This is a genomic window from Mesorhizobium sp. WSM4808 (assembly GCF_055811675.1).
This window is the reverse complement of record NZ_JBVVQX010000015.1, coordinates 142792-156339: the sequence shown is the minus strand read 5'-3', so window position 1 is coordinate 156339 and position 13548 is coordinate 142792. Positions and strand designations below refer to the sequence as shown.

General features: G+C 62.7%; 16 protein-coding genes. 6 read left to right on the top strand and 10 right to left on the bottom strand.

Annotated features, from left to right (window positions below; genetic code table 11):
- Positions 1–14 precede the first annotated feature (14 nt).
- Positions 15–1043 carry a zinc-dependent alcohol dehydrogenase family protein gene (locus AC0L2U_RS25305; RefSeq protein ID WP_164873918.1) on the top strand — a complete coding sequence of 343 codons (1029 nt, stop codon included), beginning with the start codon at positions 15–17 and terminating at the stop codon, positions 1041–1043.
- 84 nt (positions 1044–1127) lie between these two features.
- Here the strand turns inward: AC0L2U_RS25305 and AC0L2U_RS25300 are convergent, their stop codons facing one another.
- Entirely contained in the window at positions 1128–2237 is a 1110-nt protein-coding gene (locus AC0L2U_RS25300) for a TRAP transporter substrate-binding protein (protein ID WP_013528215.1), read from the bottom strand.
- 263 nt (positions 2238–2500) lie between these two features.
- On the opposite strand from AC0L2U_RS25300, the gene AC0L2U_RS25295 reads away from it, so the two are divergent.
- A complete protein-coding gene (locus AC0L2U_RS25295; RefSeq protein ID WP_127808204.1) occupies positions 2501–3274 on the top strand; it encodes a gamma-glutamyl-gamma-aminobutyrate hydrolase family protein in 774 nt (257 codons plus the stop codon).
- 34 nt (positions 3275–3308) lie between these two features.
- Here the strand turns inward: AC0L2U_RS25295 and AC0L2U_RS25290 are convergent, their stop codons facing one another.
- The 6 genes from AC0L2U_RS25290 to AC0L2U_RS25265 form a co-directional block, all read right to left on the bottom strand.
- The gene (locus AC0L2U_RS25290; RefSeq protein WP_127808205.1) at positions 3309–3980 is read right to left on the bottom strand and encodes an outer membrane protein; all 672 of its coding nucleotides are present in this window, start codon (positions 3978–3980) and stop codon (positions 3309–3311) included.
- A 180-nt stretch (positions 3981–4160) separates the two neighbouring features.
- The gene (locus AC0L2U_RS25285) at positions 4161–4544 is read right to left on the bottom strand and encodes a hypothetical protein (protein WP_164873919.1); all 384 of its coding nucleotides are present in this window, start codon (positions 4542–4544) and stop codon (positions 4161–4163) included.
- A gap of 82 nt (positions 4545–4626) precedes the next feature.
- On the bottom strand, positions 4627–5610 hold the full coding sequence (locus AC0L2U_RS25280) for a 2-hydroxyacid dehydrogenase (RefSeq protein WP_473602806.1): 984 nt from the start codon (positions 5608–5610) through the stop codon (positions 4627–4629).
- Positions 5607–6629 carry a LacI family DNA-binding transcriptional regulator gene (locus AC0L2U_RS25275; protein WP_127396005.1) on the bottom strand — a complete coding sequence of 341 codons (1023 nt, stop codon included), beginning with the start codon at positions 6627–6629 and terminating at the stop codon, positions 5607–5609. The genes AC0L2U_RS25280 and AC0L2U_RS25275 overlap by 4 nt, the downstream gene beginning before the upstream one ends.
- Positions 6630–6706: 77 nt before the next feature.
- Positions 6707–7591 (bottom strand): DMT family transporter, encoded by an 885-nt coding sequence (locus AC0L2U_RS25270; protein WP_164748949.1) that lies wholly within the window; start codon positions 7589–7591, stop codon positions 6707–6709.
- Positions 7592–7783: 192 nt separating this feature from the next.
- A complete protein-coding gene (locus tag AC0L2U_RS25265) occupies positions 7784–8191 on the bottom strand; it encodes a DUF2000 family protein (protein WP_127331396.1) in 408 nt (135 codons plus the stop codon).
- 49 nt (positions 8192–8240) lie between these two features.
- Here AC0L2U_RS25265 and AC0L2U_RS25260 point away from each other — a divergent pair, with 49 nt between their 5' ends.
- Entirely contained in the window at positions 8241–9110 is an 870-nt protein-coding gene (locus AC0L2U_RS25260) for an AraC family transcriptional regulator (protein ID WP_473602805.1), read from the top strand.
- Between the two features lie 24 nt (positions 9111–9134).
- Here AC0L2U_RS25260 and AC0L2U_RS25255 read toward each other — a convergent pair whose 3' ends face one another.
- Positions 9135–9605 carry a MarR family winged helix-turn-helix transcriptional regulator gene (locus tag AC0L2U_RS25255; RefSeq protein ID WP_127266503.1) on the bottom strand — a complete coding sequence of 157 codons (471 nt, stop codon included), beginning with the start codon at positions 9603–9605 and terminating at the stop codon, positions 9135–9137.
- Between the two features lie 66 nt (positions 9606–9671).
- Here AC0L2U_RS25255 and AC0L2U_RS25250 point away from each other — a divergent pair, with 66 nt between their 5' ends.
- Entirely contained in the window at positions 9672–9857 is a 186-nt protein-coding gene (locus tag AC0L2U_RS25250) for a hypothetical protein (RefSeq protein WP_127266502.1), read from the top strand.
- Here AC0L2U_RS25250 and AC0L2U_RS25245 read toward each other — a convergent pair.
- Positions 9821–10552 carry an intradiol ring-cleavage dioxygenase gene (locus tag AC0L2U_RS25245; RefSeq protein WP_473602804.1) on the bottom strand — a complete coding sequence of 244 codons (732 nt, stop codon included), beginning with the start codon at positions 10550–10552 and terminating at the stop codon, positions 9821–9823. The two genes, AC0L2U_RS25250 and AC0L2U_RS25245, sit on opposite strands and share 37 nt — an antisense overlap.
- A gap of 196 nt (positions 10553–10748) precedes the next feature.
- On the opposite strand from AC0L2U_RS25245, the gene AC0L2U_RS25240 reads away from it, so the two are divergent.
- Positions 10749–11804, top strand: coding sequence for a CobW family GTP-binding protein (locus AC0L2U_RS25240; RefSeq protein WP_127808208.1), 1056 nt, complete (start codon positions 10749–10751; stop codon positions 11802–11804).
- Between the two features lie 257 nt (positions 11805–12061).
- Complete coding sequence (locus AC0L2U_RS25235; protein WP_128288575.1) at positions 12062–13036, top strand: WD40 repeat domain-containing protein; 975 nt, start codon at positions 12062–12064, stop codon at positions 13034–13036.
- A gap of 6 nt (positions 13037–13042) precedes the next feature.
- Here the strand turns inward: AC0L2U_RS25235 and AC0L2U_RS25230 are convergent, their stop codons facing one another.
- Positions 13043–13495, bottom strand: a complete 453-nt coding sequence (locus AC0L2U_RS25230; RefSeq protein ID WP_128288576.1) for a hypothetical protein — start codon at positions 13493–13495, stop codon at positions 13043–13045.
- Positions 13496–13548: the final 53 nt, after the last annotated feature.

The window sequence follows — 13548 nt, the reverse complement described above, 5'->3', positions numbered from 1 at the left end:
GCATGGTCAAAACCATGAAAGCGGTGCGGCTGGAAGCAGTGGGCGGCATCACGCTGCGCGACGTCGACATGCCTGACATCGGTGCGGATGAGCTACTGGTGCGCATCGAAGCCTGCGGCGTCTGCGGCACGGATCGGCATCTGTTTCACGGCGAATTTCCGTGCACGCCGCCGGTGACGCCCGGCCATGAGTTCTCCGGTCTCGTCGAGGCGATCGGAAAATCGGTCTCGGGTTTTGCCATCGGCGATCGTGTCACCGGCGACCCCAACATCGCCTGCGGGCGCTGCGCGCGTTGTCACGCGGGACAAATCAATCTCTGCAGCAATCTGCGCGCCATCGGCATTCATCGCGACGGCGGCTTTGCCGAATACCTTGCCTTGCCGCAGAAGCAGGCTTTCGTCCTGCCTGCGGGTCTCGATCCCATGCACGGCGCGTTCTGCGAGCCGCTCGGCTGTTGCCTGCACGGCGTCGACCTTGCCGGGATCAAACCGGGCAGCTCGGTGGTCGTGCTTGGCGGCGGCGTGATCGGCCTGCTCACCGTGCAGCTGGCAAGATTGGCGGGAGCCACGACCATCATCCTGTCGACCAGGCAAGCCTCGCGGCGCGCCCTCGCCGAGGACCTCGGCGCGACAATGACTATCGATCCAACCACCGCCGATGTCATCGATGCCATCGCCGGACCGGTGGGGCTGGTGCCAGGCGGTGTCGACGTCGTCTTCGAATGTGCGGGCGTGCGAGAGACCGTCGAGCAGTCGATGCGGCTGGCCCGCGCCGGTGGCACGGTCGTCATCGTCGGCGTGACGCCGCAAGGCGTGAAAGCTGAATTCGAGCCGTTCGACCTGCTGTTCCGGGAACTGAAGGTGCTCGGTTCCTTCCTCAATCCCTACACCCATCGCCGTGCCGCCGAACTCATTGCTTCCGGCACGATCGAGATCGATAGGCTGATCTCCAGGCAGGTGTCGCTTGAAGAAGCGCCAGCGGTGATCGCCAATCCGCCGGCGCCCGGCGAGGTCAAGGTTCTGGTGGTGCCGCGCCGAGGCTGAAGCGCCGGTTTCGCCTCCGGTATATACAGAAAAGCTCCCTGAGCGGGTTCCGCCCAGAGAGCTTTTGAGCAGAAGTCCGGCCGACTACAGCTTGCCGTTGCGCTGCTGGACCATCATGAAGGTGTCGTAATTGTATTCGGCCACCTGCGCCCAGAGATAATGCTCCTTGCGGAAGCCCTTGATCGATTCCCAGATCTTCTTGAACGGGGCGTTGGAGGCTTCCATTTCGGTATAGACCTCGTTGGCCTTTTCGAAGCAGGCGGCCATGATCTCCTGGCTGAACGGGCGCAGTTTCGCGCCGCCGGCTACCAGTCGCTTCACCGCCGCAGGGTTCAGATAATCGTATTTCTGCAGCATGTTGGCGTCGGCCGCCTGCGCGGCAGTGTGCAGCAGCGACTTGTACGTCGGCGAAAGTTCTTCGTACTTCGCCTTGTTGAACATCAGGTGGACGGTCGGGCCGCCCTCCCACCAGCCGGGATAGTAATAATAGGGCGCGACCTTATAGAAGCCGAGCTTCTCGTCGTCATAGGGACCAACCCATTCGGCCGCGTCGATGGTGCCTTTCTCCAGCGCGGGATAGATATCACCGCCGGCGATCTGCTGCGGCACGACGCCGAGCTTCTGCACCACCTTGCCGGCAAAACCGCCGATTCGCATCTTGAGGCCGGAAAGGTCGGCCACCGTGTTGATTTCCTTGCGGAACCAGCCGCCCATCTGGACGCCGGTGTTGCCGCCCGGCAGGCCGAAAAGGCCTTGCGTGGCGAGAAACTCGTTGAACAGGTCGATGCCGCCGCCATGGTAGTGCCAGGCATTCATGCCGCGTGCGTTGAGCGAAAAGGGAACCGCCGCACCGAGCGCCCATGTCGGGTCCTTGCCCCAGTAATAATATGCCACCGTATGACAGGCCTCGACCGTGCCGGCCGTGGTGGCGTCGGCGGCCTGCAGGCCAGGCACCAGCTCACCGGCAGCAAAAACCTGAATCTGGAAATTGCCGTCGGTGGCTTCCGACAGCATCTTCGAGAACACCTCGGCGCCGCCATAGATGGTATCGAGCGACTTCGGGAAGGACGACGCCAGCCGCCATGTCACCTTGGGATTGGACTGGGCGATTGCAGGCGCTGCCAGCGTGGCCGCCGCCGCGGCGGCACCGACGCCGGTGACACCGGCCTTGCGAATGAATGAACGACGATCCATGAACTTCCTCCCTTTTGGATCAACAGGCCGACGTCAGGAAATCCTCGGTTTCCCTGTCGGTTCGTTCGAGACAATACACGGGCAAGAAGTCGAGTCCAGCAGGCCGACCCGATTTGACGGCGAAGCCCGGCTGCCCTGCAACTATAGTCTAACAGGCCGTTTCGTGGCCCATGCGACACGCCGAAACTTGGCATGGAAAAACAACCGGGGATCGCCTATTTTAGCGGCAGGTATCCCTTGCCCAGATGGAACACAGAGCAAAAATGCATCAGCCGCTCGTCGCCATATCGACCGACGTCCGTCAGTTCGACAACTACACCTGGCACGCCGCCCCACAACAATATCTGGAAGCGGCGGTCACCGGCGCCGGCGTGTTTCCGGTGCTGGTGCCATCGTTCGGCGACCGGCTCGATTTCGACGAACTTCTATCGTCGGTCGACGGCGTCATGGTCACCGGCTCGAAATCCAATGTGCATCCCTCGCTCTATGGCGGCGACGCCAGCGAAGCCAATGGCCCCTATGATCCGGCGCGCGACGCCACGACGCTGCCGCTGATCCGCCGGGCGATCGAACGCGGCGTGCCGCTGCTCGCCATCTGCCGCGGCATCCAGGAATTGAACGTGGCGCTGGGCGGCACGCTCGGCACCGAGATCCAGGAGCGCGAGGGCTCGCTCGACCACCGCGCGCCGGTGAGCGATAAGCAGGACGAACGCTTCGCCATCCACCAGACCATTTCGATCAAACCTGACAGTTGCCTGGCCGGTGTGTTCGGTGCCGGCGACATCAAGGTCAATTCGTTGCACCGCCAAGCCATCGACCGGCTCGGCTCGAAGCTGCAGGTCGAGGCCGTCGCCACCGACGGCACGGTCGAGGCGGTTTCGGTGCGCGACGCCCGCGCCTTCGCCGTCGGCGTGCAATGGCACCCGGAATACTGGGTCAAGTCGGACAGCAATTCGGTGAAGATATTCCGGGCCTTCGGCGATGCGGTCAGGGGCCACGCCCTGATCCGCCAGGCAGCGCGTACGGCGGCAGAGTAAACGACCGGGTCCGCCCCCTGGCGCGAACCCGCGATCAGAACTTATAGCTGACGCCGAAGCGTACGGTTTGAGTCGTCACGTCGGTTGGGTAAAGCCAGGAACTGTCGGTCGCTGGATTGTCGGAGAACGTGCCAAAATCGCTGTAGCGATACTCGACCCGCGTCGTCCAGTTTTGCGCGAAGGCATATTCGATACCAGCGCCCACAGTCCAACCTGCCTTTGTGTTGGACGAGCTATCCGTCGTGGTGCCGTCGTCATATTTGGTATCGAAGTGAGCGACTGCGAGACCGCCCGTACCGTACAGGAGAGCCGGTCCCACCGCATAGCCAAGACGTGCGCGCAACGAGCCCTGAACGTCGATTTTGGTTTTGATATTGCCCGCATACGCGGAATCCACGGAGCCGCCCGCTCCCGAGGCTTCGAGATCGGCCTCGACGCCAAGAACGATCGAATTGAAGGCCTGATTGTAGCCGGCGTGGATACCTCCAATCACTCCGTCGGACTTCCACGCGTCAGCCCAATCGGAACTGCCGTCGTCGATATTGACGTCGTGGCTATCGACGTGCCCCCAATTGTATCCAAGCTGCGCGCCCACATAGTAGCCACTCCATTCGTAAGCCACCGGAGCTTCGACAAGCGCGTCGGCAGCGAAAGCGCCACCCGAAAGGGCGACAAGCATGGTGGATGCGAGAAGGATGGATTTCACGTTAGGCCCCCAATTGAATGGTGCATAACGATCTATCTTCGTTTGTATCGCAAGATGCTAAAATAGCGTGGAACTTCTTTTCGCAATCGGCGTGGCAGAACGGCCACTATGATTGGCTGGCTAAACCGCCATGGCGGTGCGATACCTGCCCTTTGTAGCGGCAGAATAGGCCGCTGGGCATTAATAGCTATTCAGCGACAGCAACGGTAGCGCCGGGGCATAAGATTCGTAGCCGTCGCCATCGGCAGCCGCGAAGGTGACGATCGGATCGACGCCGTTGGCGCTGAAGGCGACCGTGCCGTCGTTTTGCTCGCGCCAGAACTTCGCCTGCTCTATGCCGGGCAAGAGCCGGCGGCATTTCGGAGCAACGGTGACCAGCGACAAACCGTCCGAAATTTCGGCCCCGCGGCTGACTGCACAGACCGCCTCATCGCCATTGGCGACCAGCCTGTAGCTGTTGGACGGGGCGGCCTCGTTGGCCACGCTTTCTCGGCTGCCGCCATGAAACAGCTGAATGCCGCCAAACAGCGCTGCGGCAGCGATCAATGCGGAAAGTGCTTTCATCATTTTTCATCCACGTACACGGACAGGTTGAACAATGATTCCAAATGGTTAAGCTGACGTTAATAAATGTGGCGGCCACCGATCAGTTTCTAGCCTTGACTTCTGCTGTCTCGGGGACCGGCGTCAACGGCCGACGCTCGGTGAACCAGGACACCAGATTGTCGACGCACAGATCCGCCATGGCGCGGCGGGTGTGGTCCGAGGCCGAGCCGACATGCGGCAGCAGCGAGGTGTTGGGCGCGTTGAGCAGCGCCTTGGGCACGTTCGGTTCGTCGGCAAAGACGTCGAGGCCGGCGGCGGCGATGGTGCCGGTGACAAGGGCTGCCGCAAGCGCTGCTTCGTTGACAGTGCTGCCACGGCCGATGTTGACGAAGACGCCGTTGGCGCCAAGTGCCGACAGGATTTCGGCATTGACCGCCTTCTCCGTCGAGGCGCCCCCCGGCGCGACCGAAATCAGCGTATCGACGGCTTCTGCAAGCCCTTTCAGGGTCGCATGATACTGGTAGGAAAGACCTTCGACACGGCGCCGGTTGTGGTAGGCGACCGGCAAGCCAAAAGCTTCCAGACGCCGGGCGATGGCCTGCCCGATGCGGCCCATGCCGAAAATACCCACACTGCGCCCGCGCAAGGTCAGCCGGCTCAGCGGATAGTTGCCGTTGCGCAGCCAGCTGCCGTCGCGCAGCCAGGTTTCGGCGCGCGGCAGGTCGCGGATGGTGTTGATCAACAGCCCGATCGTGGTGTCGGCGACCTCCTCGGTCAACACGTCGGGCGTGTTGGTGACCATGATGTTCTTCGCTCGGGCATGGCTGACATCGACCGAATCATAGCCGACGCCGAAGGAGGCGATGAGCTCGAGGTTGGGCAATGCATCCATCATCGCCGCGTGGATGCCGGCAAACGAAGCGATGCCGCGCACATCGCTGCGCATCTCGTCGGTGATGAGGGACGGATCGGCGCGTTCTATTCTGACACGCCTGAACGTACGGTTGATGCGGTCGACCGCATGGTCGTTGAAATCGCCCGGCACCAGGATGGCGACGGTCTGCAACTGTTCGGCCTTGGTCATGCACGCTCCACCGGCTTGCCGGTCGACTGACGCACATGCAGTTCCGGCTTGATCAATTCCTGCGAGGGCCGCACCGTCTGGCCGTTGAGCTTGTCGAGCAACGCGCTGGCGGCGCGGCGGCCAACCTCGCGCTGGCCGTTCCAGACGGTGGTCAGGGCCGGCGTCGCGATCGCCGCCTCTTCGAGGTCGTCATAGCCGGTAACGGAGATGTCGATGCCGGGCACAAGGCCGGCACGGGCAATGCCGTTCATCAGGCCGATGGCGACAAGGTCGTTCCAGCAGCAGGCAGCCGTCGGTCTGTCCTTCAGCGCCAGGAACTGTCCGGCGGCCTCGAAGCCGGCCTGCTTGGTGCGTGGGCCGGCGATGCGCCATGACGGCCTGACTTCCAGCCCGGCCGCCTCCATCGCGTTGACATAGCCCTGGTAGCGGTCACGGCCGGTCGAGGTCTGGTCGGTGCCGCCGATCATGGCGATGCGCTTGTGGCCGAGCGAGATCAGATGGTTGGTGGCGAGGCCTGTTCCATAAGAGTCGTCGCCGCGAAAGACCGGCACGTCGGCACCCTCGACGGTGCGCGCGATCAGCACAGCCGGCAGGCCGTTCTCCTCGGCCATCAGGATGTCGGAAGCCGGCGTGCCGATGGCCGGCGACATGATGACGCCGTCGGCGCCGAGCTGTAAAAGCGTGTCGATGAAGGTGCGCTGCTTTTCGAGCTGATCGTAATGATTGGACAGGATGAAGGTTTGACGGCTGCGGTCGAGCTCGCTTTCGATTGAGCGCAGGATCTCGGCGAAGAATGGGTTCATGATGTCGTGGACGACGACGCCGACAATGCCGGAACGCGAGGTGCGCAGGCTGGCGGCGCGTCGGTTATAGATATAGCCGATGGCGCGGGCATGTTCCTTGATGCGGTCACGCGTGGTACCGGCAACCAGAGGGCTGTCGCGCAGCGCCAGCGAGACCGTAGCCGTGGACACGCCGAGCGCATCCGCGATCGTCGAAAGCTTGATTTTTTGTGCCAGCGACGTGTGCTCCCCGGACCTGAATTTCCAGACCTAAACTGTTTAAAGGCGGCGTTATGCCACCGATCGGGGGCAAATCAAAGTTTTTTTGCCAACGCCTCGGCCTCGACATCCGAGGCCGCGCGGCTCCGCAGCCGAAGCCTATGCTCGCGATGGACGATGTAGAGACCGCTGGCGACGATGATGGCGGCGCCGACCAATGTCCAGCGGTCGGGAAACTGCTTGAAGACGATCCAGCCGGAAATGATCATCCACACCATCTGCGAATAGGGATAGGGCGCCAAAGCCGTGGTTGTCGCCAGCCGGTAGGCCTGGACCAGCAGCCAGTGACCGACGCCGCCGAACACGCCGAGCATCAGCAGCACGAACCAGTGCCAACCGTCATGCGGCAGGGAAAACGAAAACGGCAGCAGGGGCAGAAGCAACAGCGCCGGCGCCAACGCCGAAAACAGGATGAGGCTCTCCGATGTCTCGGTCGCCGACATGCGGCGCGTCATGATGACGTAGAAGCAGTTCGACAGCATCGAGCCGAGCGCGAAGAGATGTCCGATGCCGAAAACGCCGACGCCCGGCCGGGTGATGATGAGGACGCCGGCAAAGGCCGCCAGGATGGCCAGCCAGCGCCGCCAGCCGGCCCACTCGCCAAGCAGCGGACCGGCCAGTGCCGTGATCACCATCGGCCCGAAGAAATAGATCGAGGTGGTCTCGGCCAGTTGCAGGGATTTGAGCGCCAGGACATTAAATATGGTCGATCCGAACAGGAACGCCCCGCGCAGGATATGCGCCGGCAGGTTGACCGGACGAAACCGCACCGGTTGGCGCCAGCCGCGCAGCAGCGCGCCGACCAGCACGACATGCACGGCAAAGCGCACCCAGGCAACGACCAGCACGGAAACGCCGGCAAGGACGAGGTATTTGCTTGATGTGTCGAGGAAGGTGAAGAAGACATAGGTGGAAAGCATGCACACGATCGCCACCGGGGGCGTCGCGCTTTCTACATGTCTTTGGGGAGCACTCACTTGCAGGCCGGGTGGGAAGCTGGGCTGGAGCCCACCTTTGCGGGAATTGCCGGCTCCCGGCAAGCCAATTGTCGACTGCCGCGACATGAAAGCCTGCTGGCACAACAAGAGCCGCCGGCAGGCGTAGTGCCTTGGCTAGGCGTGCATGCGGGCGCCCTTGGTGATTTTATCGACCAGCTTCTTGTCGGCGCGAAGCGCGATCCCGACCACCTTGGCGTCTTCAGGCGCGAATTCGGCGAAGACGGCACGGTTGGCCGCGTCAAAGCCGGTCGAAAACATTTCCTCGACATAGAGCGAGGTGGTCACGCCGCGCTCCAGCGTGCGCCGGTGGATGGTGCCCAGCGTCGTCTGGTCGGCGGACAAAACGATGACCGGCTGGATCGACAGCGGGTTGTAGAGATTGCCGGCGCGGTCGCGATAGGGTTCACCGATGATATCGGGAAACTGCGCGACGATGCCGCTGGTCAGGAAAGCGGTGACGTTGAGTTTCTGCCAGACCGGCAGATCTTCCCTGAGCACGATTGCAAATTTCGTATCGAACATGAGACATTGGCCATTCGGTTTGTGCCCCAATGCGAGGCTGAAGGAGTCGATGTCGCACGATCTAGACAGCCAGGCCTTCAAGGGTCTTGGACGTTTGTGCATCGATGCGGCGGAAAACCGTATCATCTCCGCCCCCGATCCCGCAGGCATGGAGCGGATCGAGGCGCGCTTCCATGGCAGCGCGTTCGACCTGCATCGCCACGACACCTATGCGATCGGGGTGACGCTGCACGGTGTGCAGACGTTTCGCTATCTCGGCGCTGCGCGCCACAGCCTTCCGGGCCAGATCATCGTGCTGCATCCCGACGAGTTGCACGACGGCGGCGCCGGCACCGAGGACGGACTGCGCTACCGAATGCTCTATCTGGAACCGTCGCTGATGCTCGACTGCCTTGGCGGCGCGTCGCTGCCTTTTGTCAGGGATGGCGTGGTGGCGGACGCCGCCTTCTGCGCAACGCTGCTTTCGGCGCTGGGTCCGCTGGAGCAGGAACTCGACGAGTTGTTCGTCGACGACTTCCTGACGCAACTGATGCAAAGCCTGATCCGGCATGGCGGCCAGTCGGCGAAGCCGATGACCAGGACGGCGTGGCGGGCGGCTGCGCTGGCGCGCGACTATCTCACGGAAAACCTGAACCGGCCGGTGCGTTCCGGCGAGCTGGAAGCTGTAACCGGGCTTGATCGCTATGCCTTGTCACGGCATTTCCGTGCCGCTTTCTCCACCAGTCCACATCGCTTCCTGGTGATGCGCCGGCTTCAGCGGGCGCGGCGGATGATCGCCGCCGGCGAACCGTTGGCACAGATCGCGGTCGAAGCCGGCTTCAGCGACCAGAGCCATTTCATCAGGCAATTCAAGAAGGCGTTCGGCATGACACCGGGACGCTGGTCGTCGCTGATCCAGGGCTCTGCCGCGGCGGCTTGATCGCCTGCCGCGACAATCCGCCGGTCAGTCGTCCGATTCGGCGTCGTCGTCGATGAGCACCAGTTCCTCGTTCGAGAGGTTGGCCTCGATGCGGGCAAGCAGTTTGAACAGCGACTTCTGGTCCTTCTTGTCGAGGCCCTTCAGCGCCTGCTTTTCGGTCTTCTTCACCGATTTCTCGATGGCGTGGATGATATCGCGGCCGGTATCGGTGAGGAAAATATGCGCCTGACGGGCGTCTGCCGAGGAGGCGCGTTTTTCCAGAAAACCCTGGGCTTGCAGCCGGTTGATTGTCTTGGTGATGGTGGGTGGGCGCACGCCGAGGCGTCCGGCAAGATTGCCCGGCGTCTGGCCGTCCTCACGGTCGAGCGCCAGCATGATCTGATCCTGGCCGGCATAGAAGCCGTGCGCCAGAAGCCGGGCCGCCAGCGCCGTTCTTGCCAGCCTTGCCGCCGAATGCAGCCGGCTCATTGTCGCAGTCTTATCCGCCTTGGCCATCGTCATCCCTCTTCGGCCGTACCGGTGCGGGCAGCATAGAGGCAGCCGGCCGGTTGGCAATCGACGATGAAAAAGATTCCGGAGCTTCAAACAGCTTTGCCGGCAAGCATTGTGGTGTCCGCCGTGGCTAATGCCAGATGTTTATTTCAGTTAGATGACAAACGAATTCCCAGCCGGAATTTTCGCCGCGAGCAAAGTGATGGAGTGACCGCCGCTCAGCCGGACTTCACCGCGATGATCATCAGCGCCTGATAGGCATCCTCCAGCTCGCGCAGCGCAGCCTGCGATTGCGGTCCGGCCCGCCTGGCTATGCCGTCCGCGGCATTCGAGGTGTCGCGCTCGCCCGACCGGTCGTTGTAGGGCGCGACCGTGGTGAATATCTGCTCGCTGAGGCTGTCGGGGAAGAACAACTGTCCGGTCATCACCGAACTGTCGTTAGGGAATATCTTGAAATGGATATGGGTGGTGCGGCCGCGATACCAGCCGGGATAGATGGTGGCGAAGGAAACGATGCCGCTTGCATCGGTCTTCTGCCAACCACGCAGGAAGGTCTGGCCCGACGTGTCGCCGCCGCGGCCGTCACCCTGTCCGGGATAGCCGGAATAGGCGCCTTGCGCGTCGCAATGCCAGATGTCGACGCGGGCGCCGACAAGCGGGCGGCAGGCCGCGTCGACGACCTGCAGCCGGACGTCAAGGGCAATACCTTTCTTGCCTTCGGTGACATCGGCGCGTTCTAGCTTCGGATCGAAATAGAAAGGTCCCTCGGTCGCCTCGGGCGTGATGGTGCAGACACCGGCGCCGTTTTCGAACAAGGCCAGTCCGGCATAGGGTGAAGTCTGGTCTGCTATCGCGGCGGCGGGCAGGAAGGCACCACCGCCGGCGGTGACCGCGATCAAACCGAGCGCCTGGCGCCGGCTCATTGAGAACGAGGATGGCTTGCCGGACATATCTTGCCTCTCGAATTGGCATCTGTCGCCCTGATCTAGGCGATCACAACGGCTTTCGCCAACGATTCGGCAATGCAGCAAGCCGGTTTGGCCCATCGGTTTGCCCCGTGCAAAAGCCCGGCGCACATCCTATATGGAGCCGACATTCCCTTTTCTCAGGCCGAATTTCCGAGGCCCAGATAATTCGAGGCAAGCCATGAGCGACGCACAGACGCAGATCCCCGTAACCGTTCTCACCGGCTATCTCGGTGCCGGCAAGACGACGCTGCTCAACCGCATCCTGTCGGAAAACCACGGCAGGCGCTACGCCGTCATCGTCAACGAGTTCGGCGAAATCGGCATCGACAACGACCTGATCGTGGAATCCGACGAGGAAATCTACGAGATGAACAATGGCTGCGTCTGCTGCACGGTGCGCGGCGACCTGATCCGTGTCGTCGAGGGCCTGATGCGCCGACCCGGCCGCTTCGATGCCATCGTCGTCGAGACCACCGGGCTCGCCGATCCGGTGCCGGTGGCGCAGACCTTCTTCATGGATGACGACGTGCGCTCCAAGACCAGGCTCGACGCGGTGGTGGCGCTGGTCGACGCCAAGCACCTGCCGCTGCGGCTCAAGGATTCCAGGGAAGCCGAGGACCAGATCGCCTTCGCCGACGTCGTCGTGCTCAACAAGACCGACCTCGTCACATCAGAAGAGCTCGCCAAGGTCGAGGCGACGATCCGCGCCATCAATCCGGCGGCGAAGATCCACCGCACGACCCGAGCCGGCGTCGCCCTGACCGAGGTGCTCGATCGCGGCGCTTTCGACCTGTCGAGGGCGCTGGAAAACGATCCACACTTCCTCGAAGCGCATGACGATCACGATCATCATGACCACGACCATGACGGCCACGATCACCACCACCATGATCATGACGGGCACCACCATCATGCGCATGCTTCCGACATCCATGACGTGACGGTGCAATCGGTGTCGCTGCGCGGCGGCGAGATGGACCCGAAGAAATTCTTCCCATGGATCGAGAAGATCACCCAGATGGAAGGCCCCAACATCCTGCGGCTGAAGGGCATCATCGCGCTCAAGGGCGATGATGAGCGCTATGTCATCCAGGGCGTGCACATGATCATCGAGGGCGATCACCAGCGCGCCTGGAAGGACGGCGAGAAGCATGAGAGCCGGCTGGTGTTCATCGGCAGGGAACTCGACGCCGAGCGGCTGAAGAAGAGTTTTGACGCCTGCCAGGCGGCTTGATTTCCAGACTTTATAGCGCTAGCGCTGCCCCTCCTTCCTTCTCCCCTTGTGGGAGAAGGTGGCCGGGCGAAGCTCGGTCGGATGAGGGGGGTTCCAGCTTGGCGCTGACGGAGATCCGTCACCCACCCCTCAACCGTCTCGGTGCTGCGCGCCGATCCACCTTCTTCCACAAGGGGAGAAGGCCGGCCGCACCCAGCCGCGCTGGCGACCCAGCGAGGTTAGACGACCAGCATAAATCTCGAATGGAATAATCTCCCATGCCGACCGTCGCCCCGCTTGATCTCGAAGGCCACTGCATCGCCGCCGTCTTTCTCGGCGACGTGCCGCATTTCGCGATGGCCGACGGCGCCGTCCATCGGCTCGACCATGGCCACAAGACAGTTCAGGCCAATGACGGGGTGCTCGCCGCCTTCCATGATGCGGCCAATGACCGGCTGATCACCGGCGGCGAGGACGGCAAGGTGTTTGCCGTGAAGGTGGGCGGCGAGGTCACGGAACTGGCAAGCGCGGCCAAGAAGTGGATCACCAGCGTTGCCGCCGGGCCGCAAGGCGCCATCGCCTATGCCTCAGGCAAGACCGCCTTCGTGCGCTTCGCCGACGGCAAGACGAGGGAATTCGTCCATCCGCGTTCGGTCGAGGGGCTGGCCTTTTCGCCCAAGGGCATGCGCTTCGGTGTCGCCCGCTACAATGGCGCGACGCTGCATTTCCCGGCCGCCGAGGGCAAGCCGGTGGAGCTTGAATGGGCCGGCGCCCACACCGGCATCACCTTCTCTCCCGATGGCGCCTTCCTCGTCACCACCATGCAGGAAAACGCATTGCACGGCTGGAAGCTCGCCGACGGCAAGCACATGCGCATGACCGGCTATCCCGGCAAGGTCAAAAGTCTGTCGTGGAGTGTGAAGGGCAAGTGGCTGGCGAGTTCCGGCGCGCCGGCGGCGATCGTCTGGCCGTTTTCAGGCAAGGATGGTCCCATGGGCAAGGCACCGCTGGAGCTCGGCACGCGCGGCAACGCCATGGTGACGGCTGTCGCCTGCCACCCGAGCCAGGATGTCGTTGCCGTCGGCTATGATGACGGGATGGTGATGGCGGTGCGTTTTGCCGACGCCAAGGAAGTGCTGTTGCGACGGCCGGGCAAGGGCGCCATCACCTCGATGATGTGGGACAAGGAAGAACGCCGGGTCGCCTTCGGTAGTGCCGCCGGCGATTGCGGCGTCATCGATATCACGGCCTGACCCCGCTCACTCCGCTCCGCACGACACCTTGCCGCTGATTTCAACCGGTTTGCCGTCCTGGTCCGTATCCGCCGCGGCGTCGTAGACGGCGAGCGTATAGCTCCCGTCGTAGACGCCTTCGTCGCTGGTCTTGGTCAGGATCGTCAGTTCGACCGAATTGATCTTTTGCGCGACCTCGTGCTCGCGATAGATGTTCAGCCGCAATTCCTTGCCGTCGAGCCAGTACTGCGTCAGGTTGGAATCCTCGAACACCGTCTTGCGCAGGCTGTCGCCGGCAGGCCGGCTCAGAATTTCGAGGTTGCCGCGAAAGTTGAAGGTCGGCCCGCCCATGCCTCTGGTGACGCCTGCCTCGACCTCGAATGTCGCCGCCGGGTCCTCGGTGGAGCACCAGATGCCACCCGACGCGAAGGCAGCGCCAGCCGACGACAGAAGCATTGCCACACACATGATCGTTCTCATTTTACCCCTCCACCTCAATTCCCGCTCATATTGGCGCTGACTTCGGCAGCACG

Bases quoted from the DNA above. Each gene is read 5' to 3' on its own strand.
- AC0L2U_RS25250 (WP_127266502.1), top strand. From the start codon at position 9,672: ATGAAAAAGATTCCGGAGCTTCAAACAGCTTTGCCGGCAAGCATTGTG.
- AC0L2U_RS25245 (WP_473602804.1), bottom strand. From the start codon at position 10,552: ATGTCCGGCAAGCCATCCTCGTTCTCAATGAGCCGGCGCCAGGCGCTC.
- AC0L2U_RS25305 (WP_164873918.1), top strand. From the start codon at position 15: ATGAAAGCGGTGCGGCTGGAAGCAGTGGGCGGCATCACGCTGCGCGAC.
- AC0L2U_RS25300 (WP_013528215.1), bottom strand. From the start codon at position 2,237: ATGGATCGTCGTTCATTCATTCGCAAGGCCGGTGTCACCGGCGTCGGT.
- AC0L2U_RS25255 (WP_127266503.1), bottom strand. From the start codon at position 9,605: ATGGCCAAGGCGGATAAGACTGCGACAATGAGCCGGCTGCATTCGGCG.
- AC0L2U_RS25280 (WP_473602806.1), bottom strand. From the start codon at position 5,610: ATGACCAAGGCCGAACAGTTGCAGACCGTCGCCATCCTGGTGCCGGGC.
- AC0L2U_RS25285 (WP_164873919.1), bottom strand. From the start codon at position 4,544: ATGAAAGCACTTTCCGCATTGATCGCTGCCGCAGCGCTGTTTGGCGGC.
- AC0L2U_RS25235 (WP_128288575.1), top strand. From the start codon at position 12,062: ATGCCGACCGTCGCCCCGCTTGATCTCGAAGGCCACTGCATCGCCGCC.
- AC0L2U_RS25260 (WP_473602805.1), top strand. From the start codon at position 8,241: ATGTCGCACGATCTAGACAGCCAGGCCTTCAAGGGTCTTGGACGTTTG.
- AC0L2U_RS25265 (WP_127331396.1), bottom strand. From the start codon at position 8,191: ATGTTCGATACGAAATTTGCAATCGTGCTCAGGGAAGATCTGCCGGTC.
- AC0L2U_RS25230 (WP_128288576.1), bottom strand. From the start codon at position 13,495: ATGAGAACGATCATGTGTGTGGCAATGCTTCTGTCGTCGGCTGGCGCT.
- AC0L2U_RS25295 (WP_127808204.1), top strand. From the start codon at position 2,501: ATGCATCAGCCGCTCGTCGCCATATCGACCGACGTCCGTCAGTTCGAC.
- AC0L2U_RS25270 (WP_164748949.1), bottom strand. From the start codon at position 7,591: ATGCTTTCCACCTATGTCTTCTTCACCTTCCTCGACACATCAAGCAAA.
- AC0L2U_RS25240 (WP_127808208.1), top strand. From the start codon at position 10,749: ATGAGCGACGCACAGACGCAGATCCCCGTAACCGTTCTCACCGGCTAT.